Here is a 24,960-nt window from a genome sequence, read left to right on the forward strand (position 1 = left end):
GACGTACAAGAGACCTTCGGTCATGACCCGTGCCCGCTCCGCCGTACGCAGCGTCGCCTGGAACTACGGCGGATCCGTGGCCGCCGTGGTCCTCCAGCTCGGCTACACCGCCCTGACCAGCCGCCTCGTCACCCCGGCCGCCTTCGGCGCGTACGCCACGGCCCTCACCGTCGCCGGCGTGCTCAGCTATCTGTCCAACAGCGGCATCGGCACCACGCTCCTCGCCGCCGAGCGGCTCACCCGCCCGCTCACCTCGCTCGCCCTGCGCATCGGCCTGGTCAGCGGCGTCCTGTGCTTCCTCGCGGGACAGGGCGCCGCATCCGCGCTCGGCCTGGTCGACGCCATGCCGGAGGCCGAACCCCTGCTCCGGCTGCTCGCCCTGCAGTTCCTCTGCGCACCGCTCGCCGCAGCCGCGACCGCCGCGCTGCGCCGCTGCGGCCTGGTCGTCGCCGTGGTCCTGCTCGAAATCACCGGCCAGTTCACCGGAATCGCGGTCTCGGCGACGCTCCTGATCTCCGGATCCGGTCCCTACGGCCTCGCGGTGGCCTCACCCCTCGCCTCCGGGACCGTCCTTGCGGGCTCGCTCTGGCTGCTGCACCGGCAGCGGCTGCCGGACGGACCACGGCCCACGGTCCGTGAACTCCTCGGCTCCTCCGGCTTCTTCAGCGGCCACAGCCTCTTCCAGTACATGAGCTCATCGGCCCCGCTCTGGGTCACCGGCGCCCGCCTCGGCCCCACCGCCGCGGGCCACTACTCGCGGGCCTCCATGTTCACCGGGCTGCCCCTGACCTTCCTCGCCACGGGCATCAACCGCACCACCACCCCGATGCTCGCCGAGAACCGCGGATCTTCTCCACAGGCTGTGTACGACGTGGTGTGCGCGGCCTCCGCCGTCGGCCTGGTCGGCTTCGGCGCGGCGGCGGGCCTCGGCCCGGCGGCCCTCAACCTGCTGCTCGGCCCCGGCTGGACCGAGGCCGCGCTGCTCGTCCCGGTCCTCGCCGTCGGCGCCGCCTGCTCGCTGCTCGCGGCGGTCGGCGACAGCGTCGACCAGGCGCGCGACGACCGGCGGGCGCTGCTGCGCTCCCAGCTGTGCGCGACCGCCGCGGCCGCCGTCACCCTGGGCGTCGCCGCCCTGCAGGGCAGCCTGCTCCTGGCCGCCGCCGCCGCGGTCACCGCGCCGCTGTGCGCCCACGCCGCCCAACTGCTGCGCTGGCGGCGGCACGACACCGTCCCGGTCCGGGACGTCCTGCACGCGCACGCCGTGCACGCCCTGGCCGGCGGCTCGCTCCTCGTCGGCTGCCGCTGGGCATCGGCCGGCCACCTCCCCCTCACCGGGCTGCTCACCGGCCTGGTCACGGCCCTCCCGCTGGCCGGCTGCGCCTTCCTGCTGCGCACCCGGCTTCCGCTCTACGCCGTGGCCAGGCGCCGCGGTCTCACCCCTTCCCGCTAGGAGCCCCCCGTGGCCGATCCGCCCCTCGTCCTCCAGATCAGCAACGAGGACCGCGACTACGGGGAAGACAACGCTTTCGTACGCGGCTTCACCGAGCTCGCCCGCGAAGGCGTCCTGCGCCACGTCGGCGTCCTACCGGCCGCGGAACCCGGCCGCCTCGCGCACCTCTCCTCGCACCTGCGCCCCGATCTCGTCCTGGTCCACACACCGCAGCCCCTGCCGTGGACCGCACACGAGGTCGCCCCACTGCTGCGGAACCTCGGCTCACCACCGCTCGTGGTGTGGGAGGGCGACGCCTGGGGCGGGCGCGGGAAGCCGCTGCGGGAGCGCAACGTGGCGTGGATGCGGTCGGCCGAGGCGGTGTTCAGCGTCGCGCACGGGCCGCAGGCCGAGCTGCTGCGCAAGGCCTCGGGCCGGCCCGTGCACTACGTCCCCAACACCGTGCCGCTCGCCTTCGCTGCCCCCGAGGCCCAGCCGGTCCGGCCCGAGGGGGTCGCCCTGCTCGGCGCCCGTATGACGTACTGCGGCATCGAGCTCATCCGCGACGACCGCGAACGCACCGAGCTGGTACGGCGGTTGGCGGCCACGGTGCCCGGCTTCTCGGTGTACGGAAAGCGCTGGCGCGGCCCGTACGCCCGTGGCCCCGTCCCCTACTTCGAGCAGCAGGCCGCGATGCGCCGCGCCCTCGTCACCGTCGGCTGGAACCGCTACCGCGGCTACCCCGGCTTCTTCTCCGACCGGCTGCCCATCGCGATGGCCTCGGGACGCGTCCACGTCTCGTCCCGGCACCCGGACCTCGACTGGCTGCCGGGACCCGACGACGGGCTCCATCTCCTGGACAGTCCGGCCGAAGCGGCCGACTGCGTAAGGGCGTTGCTCACCGAGGATCCACGGCTGCTGCTCGACCGGGCCGCACGGATGCGCCGCTGGGTCCTGGACCACCTGACCGAGACCCACGCCCTGCGCCACATGCTCGCCCCGTTCCTGCCCGCCGCGCCACCCGCCGGGCCGTGGACGGGTTTCGCGGCACCCCGCCCCCTCACCGGCGCCCGCGCCCCGGAAGGACCCCGATGACCCCCGCCGCCGTCACCGCCACCGGAACCGGCACCGCTCCGAGTGCCACCACGGCCCTGCGCGATCTGATCCTGCGCACCCCGGGCGCTCAGCGCGCGGTGCGCGCCGCGGCCGACCGGGACTGGCTGCCCCCGTCGGTGTGGGCCCGGCTCCAGCCGTCGGGGGTGTGGCCGGTCCGGGCCCCGGACGGCAGCACCTTCCGGTACGCGTGCGGCGAGGACGACGCGCTGGCCCGCAGCGTGGTGTGGACCCATATGCGGCACTGGGAGGAGACCACCTGCCCGGTCTTCTTCGAACTGGCCCGCAAGGCAAGGCGCTTCGTGGACATCGGCGCATACTCCGGCATCTACACGCTGCTCGCCTGCCGGGCCAACCCGGACCTGACCGCGGTCGCCGTCGAGCCCAATCCGGCCGCCCGCCGGCTGCTGGTGCGCAATGTCGAGGTGAACGGCCTGGAGAGACGGGTCCGGGTCTGCGACAAGGCCCTCTCGGACACCTCGGGCCGCACCCGGCTCGCCATCCCCGCCGATGTCACCGCCGCCTCCCTGCTGCCCCCGAGGGGCGCCCACCGCAGCGTGGACGTGGAGGTCGTCACCGGCGACGGACTGCTCGGCACGGAGCCCGTGGACCTGGTGAAGATCGACGTGGAGGGCCTGGAGGCCCAGGTCCTGCGCGGCATGGAGCGCGTGCTGCGCGCCCATCACCCCGCGCTCGTCGTCGAGTGCCTGGACGCGGCGGCCCTCGAAGCGGTCCGGTCGACGGCCCACGACTTCGGCTACCGGCGGGTGACCCACCTGAGCAGCACCGGCCCCGTACCGGCCGTACCCGGCACGACCCCGCTGCCCCGGTACGCCAACTTCCTCCTCACCCAGGACTAGCCCATGACCTCGAACTCCGCGTTCCCCCGGCGCATCGTCCTGGCCGTGTCCGCCCTGTGCCTGGTGGCCTGCCTCCCGTCCTGCCGGCCGGTCGAGGCGCCGCTCGACGACGCCGCCAGGAGCGGCGCCGCACGGGTGCCGGCCGCCGCGGGCCCGGCCGCCGCGGGCCCGGCCGCCGCGGGCCCGGCCGCCGCGCGCGGGAACGCCGCACCGCGCGTCATCCCCGCGCTGCGGGAGTGGCGGGGCGGGCAGGGCACGTTCCGGTACGGGAACGGGTCACGCATCATCCGCAGCCGGGCGCACGCCGCCGCGCTCGCCGGGACATCGCGCACGTTCGCCGCGGACCTGGCGGCCCTGACCGGCCGCAAGCCCGCCCAACTCATGGGTACCGCAAGGGACTTGAGGAGAGGCGACATCCTCCTGACCCTGGGCTCCCGCGACCGCACGCTAGGCCGGGAGGGCTACACCCTCCGCGTCACCGGCCACGCGACCGTCGGCGCACGCACCGACACCGGGGCGTTCTACGGCACCCGCACCCTCCTCCAACTGCTCCACCAGTCGCGGGCCGTACCCCGGGGCACGGCCCGCGACTGGCCGAAGTTCCCCGAGCGCGGCCTCATGGTCGACAACGGCCGCAAGTTCTTCGCCCCGCGCTGGCTGGCCGCCCACATCAAGGAGCTGTCCTACCTCAAGCTCAACTACCTCCATCTGCACCTGTCCGACAACGAGGGCTTCCGCGTCGAGAGCACCTCGCACCCGGAGTTCGTGGCCGCGGACAAGCTCACCAAGCGGCAGGTGAAGGACCTGATCGCACTCGCCGCCCGCCACAAGATCACGGTGGTGCCGGAGTTCGAGGCGCCGGGCCACATGCGGGCCGTCCTGGGCCAGCACACGGACCTCCGGCTCGTCAGCCGGACCGGCGAGGTGCACCAGGACCGGATCGACCTCAGCAAGCCCGGTGCGTACAAGCTGATCAGGGAGATCTACACCGAGTACCTGAAGCTGTTCCCCGGCCCCTACTTCCACATCGGCGCCGACGAATACCGGGCCGACGCCGACGCCCACCCCCAGATCCTCGCGTACGCCCGCAAGCACTACGGCCCCAAGGCCAACGCCAAGGACACCTACCTCGGCTTCATCAACTGGGCGAACCGCCTCGTGCGGGCCGCGGGCAAGACCACGCGCGCGTGGAGCGACGGCGTCGGCGGCGGCAGCGCGGTCAAGGTGGACCCGAACGTGATCCTGGAGTACTGGTACACCCACGGGCTCACACCGCAGCAGCACGTCGACAACGGGCACCGCATCCTCAACGCGAGCTGGGTGCCCACGTATTACATCCTCGGCGGCAACAAGCCCGACACGGTCTTCGGGTACGAGAAGTGGCACCCGAACCTCTTCCAGGACGGCGGCACCCTCCGGCCCGCCTCCCGGTCCAGGAACCTCGGCGCCAAGCTCCACGTGTGGTGCGACATGCCGGAACTCCAGACCGAACAGCAGGTCGCGGCCGGCCTGCGCGAGCCGCTGCGGATGCTCGCCCAGCAGGTCTGGGGCTCGCCCCGGCCGGCCAGGACCTGGGCCCGGTACCAGCCCCTGATCAACAGGATCGGCCGCAGTCCGGGCTGGCCCCGCGCCCTGAAGGACTGACTACCCGGACCGAGCCGTCAGCCCCGCTTCCTCGCGACGATCCCGAACGTCGACGACGGGAAGAACCGCTCGCCGACGGCCTGCAGCCCGCCGTTCTGGGTGGACCAGTAGCGCTGCACCCGTACGTCCTCGAAGGAAGCGGCGAGGAGCGTCCGCAGCGCCTCCTCGTCCACGCCGTCACGCACGACGTGGTACTCGACCATGTCGGCTTCCTTCGTCTCGTCGAACACCCCGCGGAACCGCCGCAGTTGGGTGTCCAGACCCCGCCGGAAACTGCCCTGCCCGAGACGCCAGAGGTAGTACGCCCCCTTGTCGAGCCGCATCGACGTGCGGGTCCGGCGCGGGTACCAGAGCGGGTCCTGGACGCTCAGGAACGATCCGCCGGGCACGATGCGCTCGACGAGACCGGACACGGTCGCCAGGTAGTCGGGAATGTGGTGCAGGACGGAGATGCAGACGGCGGCGTCCAGCTCACCGACCTTGCTGACGCTCGTCCCGTCCGGGTCGTGCACCACCGTGACGCCCGGGTTGTGCCGGAAGCGCTGGCGCAGGACCCGCGCGCTCGGCTCGCTCATCTCGGTCACGGTCACCTGGGCGCCGGCCGCCACCAGGTGGTCGGTGAACGTGCCGTGCCCCGCGCCCAGTTCGAGCAGCCGGCACTGCCCGTTGCGGTCGATGGTCTCGCTGACCACGGCCTGCAGCTGATCGATGATCCGATCACGGAGCCCTTGATGACGGATGTGCGGAGAGCCCTTGGCGTAGTCGTGGTCCGTGCCGTGGGCGAGTTCCTGGAGATCGCCCATCGTGCGGGCCACTGTCGTGTCGGTCATAGCGGAACAGTATGAGTACGACATTGATCGTTATCGGCCGTATTCAACGGCCGTCCGGAACTTCACACGATCAGCCCCGGCCACCTGGGACGACTCGGAATCAGGCCTAGGACTTGTCGAAATACGGCCCCTGGGACCGTGGCGCAGCTCGCAGCTCGGCCCAGATCGTCTTGCGCGGGACCTGCCCGTCCGACACACCCCACCGCTCGGCGAGGGCGTCGACGATGAGCAGGCCCCGCCCGGACTCCCCGTCCGGGGCCGGGCGTGGGGATGTGCTCGCGGGCGGTCGCCGGTCGTGGCGGGTGTCGGTGACCTCGATCCGGAGTACGTCGCCGTCGAGGAACAGGCCCAACTCGAAGTCACGGCCCGGTACGCGACCGTGGAACACGGCGTTCGCGGCGAGCTCGGCGACGACGAGCTCCGCGTCTTCGCTGGGCACGCCCCAGTCGTGGAACTGCGCCACGGCAAGCAGCCGGGCCAGGCGGGCGCCGCGCGGGGTTGCCGACAGGCGTTGTACGAAGGCGAGTTGGGCGGTGCGTGCGTTCATGCCTCAACGGTGGCGAGCGCGGCGCGGGGCGCGCCAGGTTCAACGTCCGTACTCCCGGGCGGAGTACGGACGCGCGCCCTGGACAGTACAGCGACCGTCCCGTAACCCTGAGTGAGATCACCGCACTCCGGGAGGTGGCCCGTGGCCTGGGAGAACGAACCCGAGTCCTCGGACAGCATGCGCACGTTCGGCGCGGTCGTCAGGGCGATGCGCGAACATCACGGCATGACCCGGGAGGAGCTCGGGGCCATAGTCCACCTGTCCAAGCACTCGGTCGAGTCCATCGAGCGCGGGCGGCGCCTCGCCGACCAGGCGTTCGCGGACGCGGCGGACGCGGCGCTCGGCGGTACGGGGGCCATCCGTGAGGCGTTCCGGAACGTGACGCGGGAGCGGGGGCTGGCCTCATGGTTCAAGAAGTGGGCGGGACTTGAGCCCCGGGCGATCAGCCTGTGCACGTACGAGTGCCGGATGGTACCCGGGCTGCTTCAGACCCCCGCGTACGCGACCACGCTCTTCACCGAGCAGCTGCCGCCGCTCAACGACAACCAGGTCGAGGCGCAACTGGCAGCCCGTGCCGAGCGGCAGGAGCTGCTGCGGGAACGGCAGAACACCGCGTACAGCTTCATCCTCGAAGAGCATCTGTTCCGACGCCGTACGGGCGGGACGGAGGTGACGCTGGAGCTCATCGATCACGTGCTGGAGCTGGGCGAGCTGCGGAATGTGGAGCTGCAGGTGATGCCGCTGGTGCAGGAGCATCATGCGGGCCGGGACGGGCCCATTCGGCTGCTGGAGACCCCCGAGAACAAGTGGTTCGCGTACTGCGAGGGACAGGAGAGCGGCCAGTTCATCGCGGAACCCAAAGTCGTCAGCACGCTCCAGATGCGATATGCCAGGATGCGCACACAGGCTCTCACCCCAGAAGACTCGCAGGGCCTGCTGCAGAGCATCCGAGGAGCGCTATGAGCACCACCGAACTGGTCTGGTTCAAGAGCAGCTACAGCGGCGGCTCCGGCGACGACTGCGTCGAAGTCGCCCTCGACTGGCGGAAGTCGACGTACAGCGGCGGCGACGGCGACAGCTGCATAGAGATCGCCACCTGCCCCACCACCATCCACGTCCGCGACTCCAAGGACACGACGATCCCCAGCTTCCAGGTGGACCCAAGCGCCTGGCAGGCCTTCGTCGGCTACGCCGCCGCCCAGGCCTAGACCCGGGACCGGTACAGCCCGAACCGGGACAGCCGCACCCGCGACCGCGAGCGCAGCACGCGTACGCGCCACGAACGCGCCCGCACCGGCTTGGGCAGGAGCAGGATGCGGCTCGCCCCGACGGTGCCGGTCCGGGCCACCTCGGTCCAGCCCCGCGAGGTGCGCGCCTCCACCACGGCCGCCTCGATCTGCTGGCCGTGCCGGATGTCCTCGGCGAGGCGGATGCGGTCGACCTCGACGGGGCGGGCCAGATCCAGGCGGGTACCGGCGTCCCGGACCCGGGCGCCCCGGGCCAGGTCGACGGGCATCTCCCGGGCCAGGCGCTCCTGGAACTCGCGCAGCCGGGCCACGTCCGTGTCCGCGAACAGGCCCCGCCGGTCGGGCGGCACATTGACGAGCAGGACCCCGTTGCGGCCGACGGAGCGGAAGTAGCAGTCGGTCAACTCGTCCACGGGCTTGAGGGTTTGGCCCTCACGATGGAACCAGCCGTTCCGCAGAGAGACATCGCACTCGGCCGGCCACCACTGAAGATGCGCGGTCGTCGCGCGGGCCTTCGTCAGGGCACTGCGGCTGCCCATGTCGGGGACCTGGTGGGTGGGTGTCACTTCGGCGAGTCCCTGCCCGGAGTCCTTCGCGGGCACGACGCTCCACTCGTCCTCGCGGGCGAAGCCGTTCTCGTTGCCGACCCAGCGCACATCAGGACCGGTACTGGCGATCACGGCCTGTGGGGCCAGTGCGCGGATCAGGGCGAACCAGCTGTCCCAGTCGTACCGCTCGGTCCGGTCCGGCGGCAGGTGCGCCTCGGCTCCGTCGAACCAGACCTCGTGGATGGGGCCGTACTCGGTGAGGACTTCGTAGAGCTGGTTGAGCATCACCTCCCCGTAGTCGGTGGCCTCCATGGTGAAGGTGCGCGAGGGGGCGGGCGTGCGGTCGTCGTCCTCGACGAGGCCGGGAATCGTACGGGCGCTTCTGGCACTGCCGTTGGCGTACACCCCGGTCAGGAGCTGGTTCTCGTCGGCCGGGGAGAGATAGACCCCGACCTTGATGCCGTGCCGCCGCATGGAGTCCGCGAAGGACCGCAGCACATTGCCGCGCCCGTCCTGCCAGGGACTCGACGCGACACTGTGCCGCGAGTAGCGGGACGGGTAGAGCAGAAACCCGTCGTGGTGCTTGACGGTGAGGATCGCGAGCTTGAACCCGCCGTCGCGCAGTGCGCGGGCCCACTGGTCCGTGTCGAGGGCCGTGGGCAGGAACGCCTCGGGCTCCTCCTCGCCCGTGCCGTGTTCGAGCCCGGTGAAGGTGTTCATGCCGAAGTGCACGAAGGCCGTCCGCTCCAGGCGCTGCCAGGCGATCTGCCGTTCCGTCGGCCTGACCCGCGCGGCCTTGGCGGTCAGGGCGGCCCCGTCGTCCGTGGCGGTGACCGGGATGCGGATGCCGGGCTCCGGCCGCCCGTCGACGGCCGGAGCCGCGCCCACGGCGGCGAGACCGGGAACGGTGACGGCCGTGGCGACGACGAATTGGCGACGGCTCAGTGACACAAGGGCTCCAGGCGTGGGCGGCAGCTGCGGGAGTGAGGGCTCAGGACTTGTCGAAATACGGACGTTCCCGATGGCCGTCCTTGTCGTACGCGTTGTACAGATGTGCCGGAAGTGGCGTGTCCTCGCGCAGCGCCTTGAAGAGCGCCAGGCCCTCCTTCGGGACCATCTCGTAGCGGCCGATGTAGTCGGGGTGCTCGGTGCACGGCAGCGTGACGATCTTCATGGCGCTCGGCGGGATCGCCCGGGCGCTCTTGAGGAGCGAGTACAGCTCGGCGGGCGAGTCCATCCCGGAGTCGGCCGTGAGGGACGAAGTCGCCGCGTCCAGGAGGGGGTACACGCGGGTCGGGCTCGTCAGGGTGCCGGTGTCCGTGACCTTGGCGACCAGGTTGCGCATGAAGTCCTTCTGGCGCTCGATGCGTTGGAGGTCGCTCTCGTCACTGACGCCCTGCCGGGTGCGGACGAACGTCAGGGCATCCTTGCCCTTCACGAGCTGACGGCCCGGCTTGAGGGTGATGTGGTACTCGGGCTCGCTGATCGGCTCGGGGACGTCGACCTCGACCCCGCCGACCGCGTTCACGATCCTCTCGAAGCCGGAGAAGTCGACGACCAGGTGGTGGTCGACGCGGATGCCGCTGAGCTTTTCGAAGGTACGGATGGTGCAGCCCGCCCCGGCGCGCTCGTACGCCCAGTTGAACTGGGCGAACTCGGCCTTCGTACGGGACTCGTCCTCCGGACGGAGACAGCTGGGGATGTTGACCATCAAGTCGCGCGGGATGCTCGTCATCGAGGCGCTGCGGCGGTCCCCGGACAGGTGCAGCAGGATCGCGGTGTCGGCGCGGGTGGAGCCCCAGCCGGCCTGGCTGTCCGTGCCGAGCAGCAGGATGTTCTTGGCCTTGCCCCCGTGCGGGCCCGGATTCGGCCTCGAACCCTGATCGGCGGCGAGGGCACGGGCGGTGGCCTCGTCGGTGCGGATGTTGCTGTCGAGCTTGGCGTAAAGGAGCCAGCCGACCCCGACGAGCGCGAGCAGGAATGCTCCGGCTCCGATGCCGGTCCTGCGCAGGATCTTCTTCGTACGTTCCTCAAGTGCCATGGGTGAGCAGCCCTTCGATGCCTTCGGCGAATCTGGTGGCCATGCCTTCGACGGTGTAATGGCCCGCGTCGCACCGGCAGGCGCGGCGCAGACCGGAAAGGAGACGGGGCCGGGTGAGGAGTTCGGCGACCTGGTCGGCGTACGTCTCGTCCCGCGCGACCAGGGCGTTGCGGCCGTGCGTGAGGTAGCCGAACTCGGGCCCGTGGTAAGGCCATTCGGTGGTGACGAGCGGGGTGCGCAGGGCGAAGGAGTCGACCGCGCACAGGCCCACGGCGCCGGGGACCAGCATCACGTCGGACACCGCGCCGAGCCGCGCCTTCTCCGCGACGCCCACGTGGCCCGCGTACGCGGCGAACGGCGAGGCCTCCACAAGGCCGCGCTGCTCGCCATCACCCGCGACGAGCAGTTTGAAGCCCGGTACGCGCGCGGCGATGCGGGCCGCCGCGTCGAGCAGGAACGGGATGCGCTTGAGCTCGTCGAGCCCGCCGACGTACAGCCCGGTACGCCCCTGGGTGAGCCCGTACCGGCGCCGCAGCCGCGCCGCCTCGTCCTCGGTGACGGCGTCGCGGGCGGCGGTCAGGGCGGCGGTGTCGAGCGAGTTCCGCACGACGGTGATGCGCTGCCGGGGCAGTCCGGCCGCCTCCGCGTAGGCGCGGCCCGCGTCGGTGTAGGCGAAGAACCAGCCGGCCCGGCGGGTGAGCGCGGCCTTGGCCCACTGCTCGGGCCGGCCGTGGGTGGAGACATGGGTCCTGCCGTGGCCCCACAGGCCGATCCGCTCCGGCCGCGTGGCGAGCAGGGGGTACAGGCGCAGATGGTGCAGGGACTGCGGCAGCACCAGGGCGTCGCTGCGGCGGGCGAGCTCGCCGAGGCCGCCGTGCCAGATCAGCTCACGCCCCGCGACCCGGAAGGCACGCTGGCCGAGCGGGACGGCGCCCGGCATCGACAGCGCGGACTGGCGGGCGGCGGAGAGCCCGGTGGGGTTGCCGTGCGCGACGGTCAACTCGACTGAGTGTGCGGCGAGTTCGGCGCGGAGCCGGTCGAGGAAGGGCAGCCGGTACGCGGTGAGGTAGGGCAGGACGACCGCGACGCGACGGGCCGCGCTCATGCCCGCGCCTCCCGCCGGGCGGCCCGTCGTGTCGCGGGCACGGGGCGGGTGGACTGGTCCGTCAGCGGGCGGGCGCACAGGTCCGTGTAGAGCCGTTCGATCCTGGCGAGCCAGACGCTCTCGGCGTAGGCCCGCGCGTACACCTCGCGGCAGCGGCCCCGCAGGCCGGGGAAGCGGGCGGTGGCCTCGGCAAGGACCGGACCGAGGGGTTCGCCCTCGCGCACGACCAGGCCCGTCCCCTCGGCCCGCACCGCGAGCGGCACCGAGGAGCCCTCGAACGCCAGCACCGGCACCCCGGCCGCGAGCGCCTCGCCGTACACCGTGGGCATGCCCTCGTAGCAGCGGCCCGGGAAGACCAACCCGGCGTAACGCGGCAGGAGTTGGGCCACGTCCTCGGGCGACAGCACGCCGAGGAAACGTACGGACCCGGGAGCCTCGGCCCGGCAGGCCTCCGCCAGCGGGCCGCCGCCGATGACGTCGAGCGGCTGGTCGGACGGCCAGCGGCGCAGGAGTTCCAGGACGCCCTTCTCCGCGCTGAGCCTGCCGACGTACACCCACCGCCGGCCGGGAGGCGCCGGTGAACTTGCGGCAGCGCGTACGAAGTTGGGGATGAGCTGAAGGCGCGCGGCCGGGATGCCGGCCCGTTCGTACGTGGTGCGGCTGAGCTCCGACAGGACGATTGCCTTGTCGGCGCGGGCGAGCAGCGGGTCGCCGGGCGGGCCCGCCCGGCCGGCCAGGGCGAGCGGCAGGGTGGCGGCGCGCGAGTCCCGGTAGCAGCCGTGGCGCAGACCGGCCCAGCGGTCGCCGTCGGGGCAGCGGGTGCAGACGGCGCCGTCGCGGTAGAGGAGCGCGTTCGCGCACAGGGGGCGGTAGTTGTGCAGGGTCGTGACCAGCGGTCCGGCCCAGGAACGCACCCAGGAGCGGCCGAAGTTGGGGAAGAGGTTGTGCACGTGCACGACGTCCGGCGCGAGCTCCCGCAGCCGGGGCCCCGGCGAACGGCCGCGCCCGGTGGCGACCGTGGCCGCACTGCGCAGGGCGTATAGGGGCTGCCCGGCGAGTTCGTCGGTGGCGGCGGTGACCTCATGCACCTCGTGGCCCGCTCGGCGCAGCGCCTCGGCCTGGGCGGCGACCACCAGGTTCTCCCCGCTGGGCGCGCCCGAGCCGTAGCGGCTGTGCACCACCGCGATCCTCATACGAGGGCCGCTTCCCTCGCGTCGGACTGCTTGAAGAGCACCAGGTCGCACTGGAGCATCTGGCCCGAGTCCGGGTCGGTGAAGCCGGGCACCATCGACATCACGCTCATCCCGAGCTCCCGCTGGGCGTGGCCCAGCGCCTCGTCGAAGAGCGGACCGCCCTCGTAGAGCGGCACGAAGGACGTCTCGGTCTGCAGGCCCACTACCTCGTCCAGGTAGTCGCCCGCGCCGCGCAGCACATGGCCCTCGTAGCCCTGTACGTCGAGCTTGAGGAAGACCCGCTCGCCGGGGGCGGTGATCTCCTCCCACAGCTCGTCGAGGCGCCGCACCTCGGCCTTCTGGCGACCGGTGTACGCGGACCCGGGTGCCGCGGCCCGGTGCCGGGGCAGCATGGGCAGCGCCGAGCTGCTGGCGCCCGCGTTGCCCGCGACGTTCAGCTCGATGGTGCCGCTGGTGTCACCGAGGGCGTAGGGCAGGACGGTCCAGTACGGGTCCTCTTCGGCGGCGCGGTGGAGCTGGGCGCGCGCCGCCGTGAGCGGCTCGAACGAGACGATGCGGCCGGTGAATCCGCTGCCGCGAAGGAGCGTGCCGTAGCCGCCGGTGTGCGCGCCCGCGTCGAGAACCGTGTCGATCTCGAAGCGGTCGAGGAGCCGCACGAGGTGGTCACCGGTGCGGTCCGAGGGGTGGCGCGTGATGTCGATGCCGAAGCGCTGGGCCAGGACCCGGGCCCGGTGCAGGAGGGTCGGGTGCGTCATGCGGCGCTGCCTTTCGTGGGGGTGGCCTGGCTGCTCAGTACGGCGCGTACGAAGCGGGGATGGCCCCACAGCACCCGGCGCCCGATCCGGCGGGGCTCGCTGCACATGCGGAAGAGCCATTCCAGACCGTTGTGCTGCATCCAGAGCGGGGCCTGCGGCTTGTTGCCGGAGATGAAGTCGAAGGCCGCGCCTACCGCCACGTACACGGCGGGGTGCTCGCGGGCGAGGAGGGCCGCCTCGTGGTCCTGCTTGGGGGTGCCGAGGCCGACCCAGACGATCTGGGCGCCGCTGGCCGCGATGCGCCGGGCCTGGGACTGCCGTTCCTCTGCGGTGAGTTCACGGAAGGGCGGGGCTTCGGTGCCGACGATCTGCGCCCGGGGGTAGCGGGCCTTGAGTTCCGCGGTGAGGCCGTCCAGTACGTCCCGCGTGGAGCCGAGGAGGTAGTGGCGCAGGCCCACCGCCTGGCCGGTGCGGAACACGTCGAGGAGCAGGTCGGGGCCGTAGACGCGGTCGCGGGGGAGGGTGCGGTCGCGGTGGACCAGGCGGTTGGCCCACACCACGCCTTGCCCGTCCGGGAGGTTGAGGGTGGCGCGGCTGAGTCTGGCTTTCAGGACGCGGTCCTTGTCGGCCAGGGCCAAGGTGTAGGCGTTGCAGAGGTGGACGTCCGCGGGTTGCCCGCCGGCGGCGAGGCGGATGACTGCGGCGGCGGCTTCCTCGGGGCTCACCGCGGCGATCGGCACGCCTGTGCAGAGGACTGTGGCGGCTGCCACGCCTGCGCCTGTCGGCGGGAGTTGGGGGCGTCGGTCGGGTGTGGTCGTGGTCATGTGTCAGCCCCTTGCCTGGGCGGGTGAAGTGGGCTGGGTACGTCGGCGTACGCCGGGCAGGGCGAGTTTGGGCATGGCTACCCGGGTCTTGCGGGGGCCCGCCACCCTTGCTGCCGCCTTTGCGGCGCCCTGCAACGGGGTGGGGCGGGGGTTGCCGTTCAGCGCACTCGGCACCTTCGCCTGCGCCCACCCGTGCCGCCCTGCGGCACGACTGCCCGCAGGGAGAGCGGAAGAGGTACGTGCACGGCCGGCCGTGAGGGTGGGAGAGGCGGTCAGCGGGCGCTTGACCACCGCAGTAGCGCCGGAGCGCTTGTACACCGGCACCTTGAGCAGAGCCCAAACCACCACAACCACCGCCCCCGCCAAGGGAGTTCCACCGTGCGGTCCGACGGCCCCCCGGTGCACCAGCACCCCGGTCAGCGCCCCCACCAGTGCCAGCGCCCCAAGGACCACCGCCGCGCCCGGGACCGTGAAGCCCAGGCGGCGGAGGCGGTGGGCGATGTGGTCGGTGCCGCCGAGCAGGACGGGGCGGCCCGCGCGGCGGCGGGAGAGGAGGACCAGGAGGGTGTCGGCCGTCGCGGCGACCGTGAGGGCGAACAGGCCCACCGCGCTGGGCAGTGCGTCATGGCCGGTGTGGACCAGGACGGCCGACGACGCGAGCAGGAAGCCCGTGAAGAGGGAGCCGCAGTCGCCGAGGAAGATGCGGGCCGGATGCCAGTTGAGGGTGAGGAACCCGGCGAGGGACGCGGCCAGGACCGTCAGGAGCAGGGCCAGACCGGGCAGGCCCTCCGCGGCCGCGCACAGGGCGAGGCCGAGGGCCGTGACGACGGCGACCGTGCCCATCGCGCCATCCGAATTGTCCAGCAGGTTGAAGGCGTTGGTGATGAAGACGATCCACGCCACCGCGAGGACACCGGCGGCAGGGGAGATGTCCGTGCCGTACACCACCACGCCGGCCGCGACCGTCTCCACCAGGAGCCGCGGCCCCGCCGCCAGCGGCCGCAGGTCGTCGACCAGGCCGAGCAGCGCCACCGCGCCCGCGGCGCCGAGCAGCGTCGCGATGCCGGGGCCGAGCGGCGCGTACCCGGTGCAGGCCACGGTCAGCGTGCCCGCGGCGACCGCGACCCCGCCGAGGTGCGGGGTCGGCCGGGCGTGCGCCTTGCGGCCGCCGGGCCGGTCGACCATGCCGGTCCGCAGGGCGAACGCCCGCACGAAGCGGGTGAGTACGGCGGTGAGGAGGAGGGCGGAGAGGGCCGCGATGGTTCCGTACAGCATGGCTGGGGTGTCCTGTCAGCCGAGGAGTCTTGAAGGGGTAGTCGGGACTTCGGTGGCCGGGCCGGGCACGCCGAGCGGCTCGACGGGGCGCAGCGCGTGCGAGGCTTCCGCGATCGTCGCGTCGAGGATGTCGTCGAGACTCCGGCGCGGCACCCACCCCGTGAGCTCGCGCAGCCGCGTCGTGTCCGGGAGCCGGCGTTCCATGTCCTCGAAGCCGGTCCCGTAGACCTGGTCGTACGGCACGAGCACGACCGGCGACCGGCTGCCCGCCCGCGCCACCACGCGGGCGGCGAGTTCGGCGATCGAAGTCTCCTCGGCGGTGCCGACGTTGAAGATCTGGCCGTTGGCCGCCGGGTGGGCGAGGAGGCGCAGGAGCGCGTCCACGACGTCGGCGACGTGTGCGAAGCAGCGGCGCTGCTTGCCGTCGCCGTGCACGGTGAGCGGTTCGCCTGCGACGGCCTGGCGGACCAGGCGCGGGATGACCATGCCGTAGGCGGGGCTCTGCCGGGGGCCGACCGTGTTGAAGAGGCGTACGACCGTCACCGGGAGCCCCAGTTCCCGGTGGTGCGCGAGGGCGAGGATCTCGTCGACCGCCTTGGCCGTGGAGTACGACCAGCGGGCCACGCTGGTCGCGCCGAGGACGCGGTCGGAGGTCTCGGTGAGCGGTCCGGTGTTCTTGCCGTAGATCTCCGAGGTGGAGGCGAGCAGCAGGCGGCGGCCGTGGCGGTGGGCGGACGCGATGACGTGTTCGGTGCCGCGGACGTTCGTGGTGAAGGACTTGAGCGGCTGCTCGACGATGAGCCTTACCCCGACGGCCGCCGCCAGATGGACCACCGCGTCGACGCGGCCCATCAGTTCGTCCACGAGGCGGTCGTCGAGGACCGAGCCGCGCACGAAGCGCAGCCGCGGGTGCGCCCAGACGGCCGCGAGGTTCGCCTTGTCGCCGGTGGAGAGGTCGTCGAGCACGACGACGGTGTGGCCCTGGGCGAGCAGCGCCTCGGTGAGGTGCGAGCCGATGAATCCGGCACCGCCGGTGACCAGGTACGTATCCATGAGCTGCCCGTTCTCTCGCTGCTGTTGCGGTGCTGCGGTTGCGGTATCGGGGTGATGCGGATAGGGCGCACCAGGCTCGAGCCACCAATAAGCTAGTTCGCTATGTCCCAATATGTGGCGAATAACACGATTCACTTCGTCGGATCGCCGCGAATTGAGGACAGCGCATGGAAACAGCAGGTGCCGTACGCACTGTGGTGGTCGTCGGCCTCGGATACGTCGGGCTGCCGCTCGCCGTGCGCGCCGTGGAGGCCGGGTTCGCGGTCGTCGGGCTCGACATCGACGAACAGCGGGTCAAGCGGCTGACCGCCGGGGACTCGTACGTCGAGGACATCACCGCCGACCGGCTGCTCGCCGCGCTGGACACCGGCCGGCTCGGGTTCACCGTGGACGCCGTGGACGCCGCCGGGTTCGACGTCTGCGTGATCACCGTGCCGACCCCGCTGCGCGACGGGGCCCCGGACCTCTCGTACATCGAGAGCGCCGGCACCTCGATCGCCCCGCTGCTTCGCCCCGGCGCCACGGTCGTCCTGGAGTCGACCAGCTATCCCGGCACCACCCAGGACGTCCTGCTGCCGCTCCTGGAGCGGGGCAGCGGGCTGCGCGCCGGGGCCGACTTCCACGTCGGCTACAGCCCGGAGCGCATCGACCCGGGCAATCCGCGCTGGCAGCTGGAGAACACCCCGAAGGTCGTCTCCGGCATCGACGACGACTCGCTCGAAGCGGTCGAGGCGTTCTACGACCGGATCGTGCAGCGCACCGTGCCGGTCTCCTCGCCGCGCACCGCGGAGCTGACCAAGCTCCTGGAGAACACCTTCCGGCAGGTCAACATCGCCCTCGTCAACGAGCTCGCGATGTGCGCGCGGCCGCTCGGCGTCGACATCTGGGAGGCGGTCGAGGCGGCGGCGACGAAGCCGTTCGGCTTCATGCCCTTCTATCCGGGCCCCGGCGTCGGCGGGCACTGTCTGCCCGTCGACCCCTCCTATCTGTCCTGGCAGGTACGCCGGCAGCTGCAGCACGACGTGCGGTTCGTGTCGCTGGCCCAGGAGATCAACGAGCACATGCCGGAGCACGTCGTACGCCGCGTCGAGGCGGGCCTTCGCCGGCCGCTGGACGGGGCGCGGGTGCTCGTCCTCGGGCTCGCGTACAAGAAGAACACCGGGGACGTACGCGAATCCCCCGCCGTCGCCGTCTGCGAGGTGCTGCGCGAGCGCGGCGCCCGGGTGCGCGCCGTCGAGCCGTACGCCGACCCGCGCGAGCTGCCGGCCGAGGTGCTCTGCGTCGAGCTGACGGCGGCGGAGCTGCGCGAGGCCGACGCGGTGGTGCTCACGACGGACCACGACGTCTTCGACTACGAGCTCGTCGCGCGCGAGGCGCCGTACGTGCTCGACACGCGCAACCGGTGCGGCGGGGGCGTCGACCGGCTCTGAGCAGCTGCCACATTCCTGCCGAACCCGGCAATCCACCCACCTTCACCGAAGGAGCGGCCATGATCCCCAACCGACTGCTGGAGCACTACGAGGACAAGTACGCCGCCGAGGAGGTCGCCCCCGCGCCGCCCGCGTACCCCCTCGACGTCCGCCGGCCCCGCCACCGTGCGGGCAACGCGGTCGCCAACCTCGCCCGGCTGCTGCCGCCCGGCGCCGACGTCCTGGAGCTCGCCGCGGGCAACGGGCAGATCGGGGAGAGCCTCAGGGCCGGCGGCGTACCGTTCGGCAGCTACACGCTGAGCGAGATCTCCCCGCCCCGCCTCGCCGGACTGCGCCGCGCCTTCACCGACCCGCGCTTCGAGGTCGCGTACGCGGACGCGGAGCGCCCCTCCGAGAAGCTGAGCGGCAAGTACGACGCCGTGGTGATGCTCGCCCTGATCGAGCACCTCATCGACCCGATGGGCGCGATGCGGGACATCGCCTCGCTGCTCAAGCCGGGCGGGTTCGTGTACGTAGACACCCCGAACATCGCCAAGTGGACGCGGCGGCTGCGGCTGGCCGGGGGCCGCTTCCCCTCGACGGCCTCGGTCGACGAGGGCCTGACGCGCGGCGACGGGGTGCCCGCCGACCTGCACGACGAGGGGCATCTGCACTACTTCACGTACCGGTCGCTCTCGCTGATGCTGACCGAGCGCTGCGGGTACGCGTCCACCGAGTTCCACCCCTACTACGAGGCGCCGCGCTACTTCGGCGACCGGCTCGGCACGGCCCTGTCCAGGTGGCGGCCCGGCTTCTTCGCCGAGATCAGCATGGTTGCCAGGGTCAAGGACGCCTGACTGAGGCCAGCCTCAGCGACACAGATCACCGCGCCCCCGGCTACATTGCGGAGCCGGTAGTGGGTAGTCTCAGACGGACTGCATAAGTTACCGCTTAGTAATCCCGCTGGAAGCCCCACCTCGCAGGCCCGAGGAGCCCCCAATGCAACTCGCCGCGATCATCGTCTCGATGGTCCTGATCGTGGTCGGCGTCGCGCTGTTCGCCCGAGCCATCGCGCAGATCTACCGCTTCGTGCGGCTCGGACAGAACGTCCCCGCGGGGACGCGCACCGACGAACCCGTACAGCGCACTGTCACCGTGGCCAGGGAGTTCCTGGGCCACACCAGGATGAACCGCTGGGGCATCGTCGGTGTGGCGCACTGGTTCGTGGCCGTGGGCTTCTTCTCGCTGCTCCTGACGATCGTCAACGCCACCGGCCAGCTCTTCAAGGCCGACTGGGAACTGCCGATCATCGGCAGCTGGGCGCCGTACAACATGTTCGTCGAGTTCATCGGCACGATGACGGTGCTCGGCATCCTGACCCTGATCGTCATCCGGCAGCTGAACCGGCCCGGCGGCGCGGGCCGCAAGTCCCGCTTCGCCGGCTCCAACACCGGCCAGGCGTACTTCGTCGAGACGGTCATCCTGATCGTCGGCGTCTGCATCTTCACGCTGCACGCCCTTGAAGGCGCCCTGCACCACGTGGACGGCTACGAGGCCTCGTTCTTCATCTCGTACCCGTTCGTCTCGTGGTTCTCGGGCATGGACCTGTCCACGCTCCAGAACCTCGTCTACTTCTTCGCCGGGCTGAAGATCGCGACCTCCTTCATCTGGATGATCACGGTCGCGCTGAAGACCGACATGGGTGTCGCCTGGCACCGCTTCCTCGCCTTCCCGAACATCTGGTTCAAGCGGAACGCGGACGGCGGGACCTCGCTGGGCGCGCTGCTTCCGATGACGTCCGGCGGCAAGGAGATCGACTTCGAGGACCCGGGCGAAGACGACGTCTTCGGCGTCTCCCAGGTCGAGCAGTTCTCCTGGAAGGGCATCCTCGACTTCTCCACCTGCACCGAGTGCGGGCGTTGCCAGTCGCAGTGCCCCGCCTGGAACACCGGAAAGCCGCTCTCCCCCAAGCTGCTGATCATGTCCCTTCGGGACCACGCGCACGCCAAGGCGCCGTACCTGCTCGCGGGTGGCGGCAAGTCCATGGAGGGCGAGGAGAAGGCGAGCGCCGAGCAGCTGGCCGACGTACCGGCCGCCGCTCTCGCGGAAGCCGAGCGCCCGTTGATCGGCACCCTCGAAGAGAACGGCGTCATCGACCCGGACGTCCTGTGGTCCTGCACCACCTGCGGCGCCTGTGTCGAGCAGTGCCCGGTCGACATCGAGCACGTCGACCACATCGTCGACATGCGCCGCTACCAGGTGATGATCGAGTCCAGCTTCCCCAGCGAGGCCGGCACGATGCTCAAGAACCTGGAGAAGAAGGGCAACCCCTGGGGGCTCGCCAAGAAGCAGCGCCTGGAGTGGACGAAGGAAGTCGACTTCGAGATCCCGGTCGTCGGCAAGGACATCGAAGACCTCACCGAGGTCGAGTACCTCTACTGGGTCGGCTGCGCGGGCGCCCTGGAGGACCGGGCCAAGAAGACCACCAAGGCCTTCGCGGAGCTCCTGCACATGGCGGGCGTCAAGTTCGCGATCATGGGCGGCGACGAGAAGTGCACCGGTGACTCGGCACGGCGCCTCGGCAACGAGCCGCTGTTCCAGGAGCTCGGCATGGAGAACGTCGCCACGCTGAACGCGGCGTTCGGTGAGGACGACGAGGACGAGGCGACCAAGAAGCCCAAGTCCGCGAAGAAGATCGTCGCGACCTGCCCGCACTGCCTCAACACCCTCGGCAACGAGTACCCGCAGCTCGGCGGCGACTACGAGGTCATCCACCACACCCAGCTGCTCCAGCACCTCATCGACGAGGGCAAGCTGATCCCGGTCACCCCGGTCGAGGGTCTGATCACCTACCACGACCCCTGCTACCTGGGCCGTCACAACAAGATCTACACGCCCCCGCGCCAGATCATGGACGCCGTCCCGGGCCTGCGTCAGCAGGAGATGCACCGCCACAAGGAGCGCGGCTTCTGCTGTGGCGCCGGTGGCGCCAGGATGTGGATGGAGGAGCGGATCGGCAAGCGCATCAACACCGAGCGCGTGGACGAGGCGCTGTCCCTCAACCCGGACATCGTGTCGACCGCCTGCCCGTTCTGTCTGGTGATGCTGACGGACTCGGTCAACGGCAAGAAGAACGACGGGGCCGCGAAGGAGTCGCTGCAGGTCGTCGACGTGGCGCAGCTGCTGCTCGACTCCGTGAAGACTCCGGTGGACCCGGCGGGTTCGGAGGAGTCCGAGGACGCTCCGGAGCCGGAGCCGGTGAAGTAGGGCTTCTCGGTCGTACGCAGCCGACTTCGGCCGTACGCAGCCGACAACGGCCGGTGTCACGGGTGACCGTGGCACCGGCCGTCGCGCATGCGCCATACGCGGGTAGCGGCGGCGCGGCTCGTCCGCCGGGGCCCGGGCGGACCCTAGACAGGGCCCATGCACCAGCCGAACTTCCTGCGGCGCTGGGCCGCACCGGTCCTGATCGCCCTCGTCCTGACGGGCTTCCACAGCGTCACGCAAGGCGGTGGGGGCTTCTCCAACGACAGCTACCGCTACACCCGCGCCAGTCTGCAGCTGCTCGGCATGGAACGGGCCGAGGCGCAGCTCGCGGCCCGTGACGCGTACTGCGACGCCCAGCCCGCGCCGAACCGCGCGGCCTGTCTCAAGGCCAACCCGCACGGCCTGCTCCCCGACCACCCCCGCTACGAGCGCATCTTCGACACCCGGCCCGGATACCCGCTCCTGGCCGCCCCGTTCATCGCCGCGTTCGGCGTGCTCAAGGGGCTGTGGCTGCTGTCGCTCGCGCTGACGACGACGCTCGGGGTGCTGGTGTACCGGCTGCTGCGGATCGCGGGCACACCCCGGTACGCGGCCCTGGCCGGGCAGGTCGTGGCCCTGATGGGAGGGCTCGGCTACTGGGGGGCCCGGCACCTCGCCGACACCCTGGTCGCCCCGTGCGTCGTGGCTTGTGCGATCGGCGCGGTCCACGTCCTGGAGGGGCGGCGCAGGGCCGGCTGGACCTGGCTGGTGGCGGGGCTCGCGGCGGTCGGGCTCGCCAAGTACTCGACGGCGATGCTGCTCACCGTGTGCCTGGCCGCGGTGGCGGGGGCGTACGCATGGCGCGTACGGCATCAAGTCACCCTGTACCGGCGGGCATTGGCACTGCTCGGCGGGTCCGCGGGGGCGGCCCTCGTGGTCAACGTGACGACGGCGGCGCTCGGTCTGCCGGGGCTGAGCGAGTCCATGCAGGACACGCTGACCCGGTACTTCACCCGGCCCGACGTGCCGGATCCGGTGCGCGGGATGCTGGCGCTGGAGGCCGGGTACTGGCCGTCCTGGCTGCACCTGAACGCCGGGTTCGCCGTGCTGCTCGCGGTGTGCTGCTTCGCGCTGTGGCGCGGGCGGCCGGTGCTCGCGGTGCCGGGGATCGCCGTGGGGCTCACCGGGATCGGCACGGCCGTCGCGCATCCGCTGCTCGAAGAGCTCGACCGGCTGTGGGTGCTCGCGTGGCTGCCCGTCGCGCTCGGGGTGCCGCTGCTCGTCGAGACGGTGCGCGGGTGGGGCGTCGCGGTGGTGCCGCCGGCCCGGCGCGGCGAGCGGGAATCCGGCCAAGTGGCAGCCCAGAGCGCCGAGTTGGGGCAGCCGTGACCGAGACCTCGCTGTCCCGCCTCCCCCGCCAGTCGGTCCGCGCACCCCGCCGCAGCGCACCGCGCCTCACCGCGCCCCGCGCCCTGCGCCGTGCGGCGCCCGCCCTCGTCTGCTATCTGGCGGTACGGCTCATCGGGCTGCTCTGCGTGGTGACTTGGGCCCTTTCGGCGGGCCGACATCCGCGCACCGTCCTCGGTCAGTCCTGGGACTCGCTGTACTACCTGCACATCGCGCAACACGGCTACCGCACCTGGTTCGTCACGCCCGACGGCCTGACGTACAGCGATCTCGCCTTCTTCCCCCTCTACCCGGGCTGCGTACGGGCCGTCACCGAGCTGCTGCCGCTCGGTCCGGTGGACGCGGCGCTCCTGGTTTCGGGGTGCGCGGGAGTCGTCGCCGCGTGGGGGATCTTCGCGATCGGTGAGCTGCTGCACGGGCGGCGGGCGGGCCTGGTCCTGGTGGCGCTGTGGGCGCTGCTGCCGCACGCGGTCGTGCTCAACATGGCCTATGCGGAGGCCCTGTTCATCGCGCTGTGCGCGTGGGCGCTGTACGCGCTGCTCACCCGGCGCCCGGTCCTCGCGGGCATGCTCGCCGCGCTGGCGGGCCTCACCCGGCCCAGCGGGCTCGCCGTGATCGCGGCCGTCTTCGTCGCGGCCGCCCTTGACCGCCGCAACCCGCGGGCCTGGGCGGGGGCGGCCCTCGCGCCGCTCGGCTGGCTCGGCCATGTGGCCTGGGTCGGCGTGCGCACCGGGAATCCGCTCGGGTATCTGGAAGTGCAGGCGAAGTGGGAGTCGAGCTTCGACTTCGGCTACTTCATGCTGCGCTACACCGCCCATCTGCTCCTGACCCGCGAGGAGTTGCGGTTCTACGTCATGCTGCTCGTCGTCGTCGCGGCGCTGGTGGCCTTCGCGTTTCTCGTACGCGGGAAACTCGCCCCGCCGCCGCTGCTGGTCTACACGGCGGCCCTGCTGGTCCTCGCCCTCGGCCAGTCCGGCAACCCCGCGTGCAAGGCGCGCTTCCTGCTGCCCGCGTTCCCGCTGCTGCTTCCGGTGGCGGTCGGCCTGCTGCGGACCGGGCGTCGCAAGGTGGTCGCCCTGCTCGCCGTACCGGCCGTGCTCTCGCTGCTGTACGGGGCGTATCTGGTGGCCCAGATCGACAAGCCGGTCTGAGAACCCGGCCGCCATCCCCGTGCGCGTACCGGACCGACCGGTGTACGCATACGACTGAGGGGCCGCCCCGTGCCGGCCCCTCAGTCAGTTCTCAGCCCCCCTCCGAGCGGGGCTGAGCAATCCCTTCCGCCGTCAGCGGCCTCAGCCGTCGGTGCGGCGGCGAAGGAGCGCGAAGCCGAGGCCCGCGGCGCCGAGTGCCGCCATGCCGCCGCCGGCCGCGACCAGCGGGGCGCTGCCCGTGGTGGGCGCCTCGACGCCCTCGACACCGGCCTTGACGCCGCCCTTCGGGGTGGCGATCTTCTTGTTCTCGCCGGCCGCCGCGGTGTGCTTGCCCGCCTTGACGGTGTACTTCTCGATCAGCTTGCCGCTGAAGTCGTAGACCCAGCTGCAGCCGCCACGGCCGTCGGTGACCACGAACTTGTGCAGGTGGCCGGACCGGTCGATCTTGTACGTCCAGCCGCCCTTGACGGTCGACGGGTTGTTCTTGTCGAGCGCGCCCAGGAATTTGCCGTTCGGCATGGAGATCTCGACGCGCGGGCCGTCCATGAGCTTGGCGATCCGGCCGTCGGGCATCGTGATCTTGACGGTGGTGGCGTCGTCCTCGGCCTTGCCCGGCTTGTTCTCCTGCTTGGCGCCGCCCTCGACCCAGGACTTGATCTGGCCGTTGGGCTGCAGGGTCACGTGCAGGCCGTTGTTCTCGCCCTGCGCGGGCTTGCCGCCCTGGGAGACGAGGGTGTCGAGCTTCTGGCCGTTCGCCCAGATCTCGGCCTCGAAGCGGTCCTTCGCGGTCTTGTAGACCTTGGCGACGGAGCCGTCGGCGAGCTTCTCGGTCTTCACGAACTCACGGAGCTTGTGCGCACTCGACGGCTTCGACGGGTCCGAGGAGTTCGACGGAGCCGTGGGCTCCGGAGTCTCGGACGTCGAGGAGTCGGGCGAAGCCGAAGCGGACGGCGCGGGCTTGGTGGCCGGAGCGTCGGACGCGTCGGCGAAGGCGGCACCGGCAGGCAGAGCGAGGGCGGCCAGGGCGCCGGTCGCGATGGCGGCGGTGCGAATGGTGCGTCGGTTGGCGCGCATGGTGATCCCTCGTAACTCTGCGGTCTGCGTGTGCTGCGGTCGCTGCGTTTGCAGCGTTTGCTGCTGACTACGAAGTTAGAAGGGCAATGTCTGTGTAAGCCGTACGTAATGTAACGACCAGCCCAGGGCTGTAACGCAAGATCGTAAATAGGTCGGATTTCAACCACTCACTCCGCCCGGGCGAACCACTGATCGGGATGCGTCCGTTG

At 71.5% G+C, this 24,960-nt stretch carries 22 protein-coding genes; 11 read left to right on the plus strand and 11 right to left on the minus strand.

The genetic code is table 11. The annotated features are described in order from the left end of the window. The first annotated feature begins 22 nt into the window (after positions 1–22). From OG430_RS24015 to OG430_RS24030, 4 genes are read left to right on the plus strand one after another with little or no spacing between them, the layout of a single operon-like run. Complete coding sequence (locus tag OG430_RS24015) at positions 23–1,450, plus strand: oligosaccharide flippase family protein (protein ID WP_327354644.1); 1,428 nt, start codon at positions 23–25, stop codon at positions 1,448–1,450. A gap of 9 nt (positions 1,451–1,459) precedes the next feature. Further along, a complete protein-coding gene (locus OG430_RS24020; RefSeq protein WP_327354646.1) occupies positions 1,460–2,524 on the plus strand; it encodes a glycosyltransferase family protein in 1,065 nt (354 codons plus the stop codon). Beyond that, on the plus strand, positions 2,521–3,402 hold the full coding sequence (locus OG430_RS24025) for an FkbM family methyltransferase (protein WP_327354647.1): 882 nt from the start codon (positions 2,521–2,523) through the stop codon (positions 3,400–3,402). Before OG430_RS24020 ends, OG430_RS24025 begins: the two co-directional genes overlap by 4 nt. Before the next feature lie 3 nt (positions 3,403–3,405). Next, positions 3,406–5,046 (plus strand): family 20 glycosylhydrolase, encoded by a 1,641-nt coding sequence (locus OG430_RS24030; RefSeq protein WP_327354648.1) that lies wholly within the window; start codon positions 3,406–3,408, stop codon positions 5,044–5,046. Between the two features lie 17 nt (positions 5,047–5,063). On the opposite strand, the gene OG430_RS24035 is transcribed toward OG430_RS24030, so the two are convergent. Together OG430_RS24035 and OG430_RS24040 are read right to left on the minus strand one after the other, a co-directional pair. Further along, positions 5,064–5,876: a class I SAM-dependent methyltransferase gene (locus tag OG430_RS24035; RefSeq protein ID WP_327354649.1), complete on the minus strand. Its 813-nt coding sequence runs from the start codon at positions 5,874–5,876 to the stop codon at positions 5,064–5,066. 106 nt (positions 5,877–5,982) lie between these two features. Next, the gene (locus OG430_RS24040; protein ID WP_327354650.1) at positions 5,983–6,423 is read right to left on the minus strand and encodes an ATP-binding protein; all 441 of its coding nucleotides are present in this window, start codon (positions 6,421–6,423) and stop codon (positions 5,983–5,985) included. Between the two features lie 177 nt (positions 6,424–6,600). Here OG430_RS24040 and OG430_RS24045 point away from each other — a divergent pair, with 177 nt between their 5' ends. Beyond that, positions 6,601–7,386, plus strand: a complete 786-nt coding sequence (locus OG430_RS24045; protein ID WP_327359202.1) for a helix-turn-helix domain-containing protein — start codon at positions 6,601–6,603, stop codon at positions 7,384–7,386. Further along, positions 7,383–7,631, plus strand: coding sequence for a DUF397 domain-containing protein (locus OG430_RS24050; protein WP_327354651.1), 249 nt, complete (start codon positions 7,383–7,385; stop codon positions 7,629–7,631). Before OG430_RS24045 ends, OG430_RS24050 begins: the two co-directional genes overlap by 4 nt. Here the strand turns inward: OG430_RS24050 and OG430_RS24055 are convergent. The 8 genes from OG430_RS24055 to OG430_RS24090 are packed head-to-tail and all read right to left on the minus strand — an operon-like array spanning position 7,628 to position 16,464. Further along, positions 7,628–9,169 (minus strand): alpha-L-fucosidase, encoded by a 1,542-nt coding sequence (locus tag OG430_RS24055; RefSeq protein ID WP_327354652.1) that lies wholly within the window; start codon positions 9,167–9,169, stop codon positions 7,628–7,630. The genes OG430_RS24050 and OG430_RS24055 overlap by 4 nt on opposite strands. A 40-nt stretch (positions 9,170–9,209) precedes the next feature. Beyond that, complete coding sequence (locus OG430_RS24060) at positions 9,210–10,259, minus strand: LCP family protein (protein ID WP_327354653.1); 1,050 nt, start codon at positions 10,257–10,259, stop codon at positions 9,210–9,212. Further along, positions 10,249–11,364, minus strand: a complete 1,116-nt coding sequence (locus OG430_RS24065) for a glycosyltransferase family 4 protein (RefSeq protein ID WP_327354654.1) — start codon at positions 11,362–11,364, stop codon at positions 10,249–10,251. Before OG430_RS24065 ends, OG430_RS24060 begins: the two co-directional genes overlap by 11 nt. Further along, on the minus strand, positions 11,361–12,557 hold the full coding sequence (locus OG430_RS24070) for a glycosyltransferase family 4 protein (RefSeq protein WP_327354655.1): 1,197 nt from the start codon (positions 12,555–12,557) through the stop codon (positions 11,361–11,363). Before OG430_RS24070 ends, OG430_RS24065 begins: the two co-directional genes overlap by 4 nt. Next, on the minus strand, positions 12,554–13,312 hold the full coding sequence (locus OG430_RS24075; RefSeq protein ID WP_327354656.1) for an FkbM family methyltransferase: 759 nt from the start codon (positions 13,310–13,312) through the stop codon (positions 12,554–12,556). Before OG430_RS24075 ends, OG430_RS24070 begins: the two co-directional genes overlap by 4 nt. Next, positions 13,309–14,136: a WecB/TagA/CpsF family glycosyltransferase gene (locus OG430_RS24080; RefSeq protein ID WP_327354657.1), complete on the minus strand. Its 828-nt coding sequence runs from the start codon at positions 14,134–14,136 to the stop codon at positions 13,309–13,311. The genes OG430_RS24075 and OG430_RS24080 overlap by 4 nt, the downstream gene beginning before the upstream one ends. A gap of 3 nt (positions 14,137–14,139) precedes the next feature. Further along, on the minus strand, positions 14,140–15,411 hold the full coding sequence (locus tag OG430_RS24085; protein WP_327354659.1) for an MraY family glycosyltransferase: 1,272 nt from the start codon (positions 15,409–15,411) through the stop codon (positions 14,140–14,142). 15 nt (positions 15,412–15,426) lie between these two features. Next, positions 15,427–16,464, minus strand: a complete 1,038-nt coding sequence (locus OG430_RS24090; protein ID WP_327354661.1) for an NAD-dependent epimerase/dehydratase family protein — start codon at positions 16,462–16,464, stop codon at positions 15,427–15,429. 167 nt (positions 16,465–16,631) lie between these two features. Here OG430_RS24090 and OG430_RS24095 point away from each other — a divergent pair, with 167 nt between their 5' ends. The 5 genes from OG430_RS24095 to OG430_RS24115 all read left to right on the plus strand — a co-directional run bounded on the left by OG430_RS24095 (position 16,632) and on the right by OG430_RS24115 (position 23,677). Beyond that, positions 16,632–17,894, plus strand: coding sequence for a nucleotide sugar dehydrogenase (locus OG430_RS24095; RefSeq protein WP_327354662.1), 1,263 nt, complete (start codon positions 16,632–16,634; stop codon positions 17,892–17,894). Positions 17,895–17,953: 59 nt separating this feature from the next. Next, entirely contained in the window at positions 17,954–18,730 is a 777-nt protein-coding gene (locus OG430_RS24100) for a class I SAM-dependent methyltransferase (protein WP_327354663.1), read from the plus strand. A gap of 142 nt (positions 18,731–18,872) precedes the next feature. After that, positions 18,873–21,140 carry a (Fe-S)-binding protein gene (locus OG430_RS24105; RefSeq protein WP_327354664.1) on the plus strand — a complete coding sequence of 756 codons (2,268 nt, stop codon included), beginning with the start codon at positions 18,873–18,875 and terminating at the stop codon, positions 21,138–21,140. A gap of 156 nt (positions 21,141–21,296) precedes the next feature. Next, positions 21,297–22,508 carry a hypothetical protein gene (locus OG430_RS24110; protein WP_327354665.1) on the plus strand — a complete coding sequence of 404 codons (1,212 nt, stop codon included), beginning with the start codon at positions 21,297–21,299 and terminating at the stop codon, positions 22,506–22,508. Beyond that, a complete protein-coding gene (locus OG430_RS24115) occupies positions 22,505–23,677 on the plus strand; it encodes a hypothetical protein (RefSeq protein ID WP_327354666.1) in 1,173 nt (390 codons plus the stop codon). The genes OG430_RS24110 and OG430_RS24115 overlap by 4 nt, the downstream gene beginning before the upstream one ends. Before the next feature lie 141 nt (positions 23,678–23,818). Here the strand turns inward: OG430_RS24115 and OG430_RS24120 are convergent, their stop codons facing one another. Then, the gene (locus OG430_RS24120) at positions 23,819–24,751 is read right to left on the minus strand and encodes a hypothetical protein (RefSeq protein WP_327354667.1); all 933 of its coding nucleotides are present in this window, start codon (positions 24,749–24,751) and stop codon (positions 23,819–23,821) included. Positions 24,752–24,960: the final 209 nt, after the last annotated feature.

Source organism: Streptomyces sp. NBC_01304 (assembly GCF_035975855.1).
Lineage (GTDB): Bacteria > Actinomycetota > Actinomycetes > Streptomycetales > Streptomycetaceae > Streptomyces.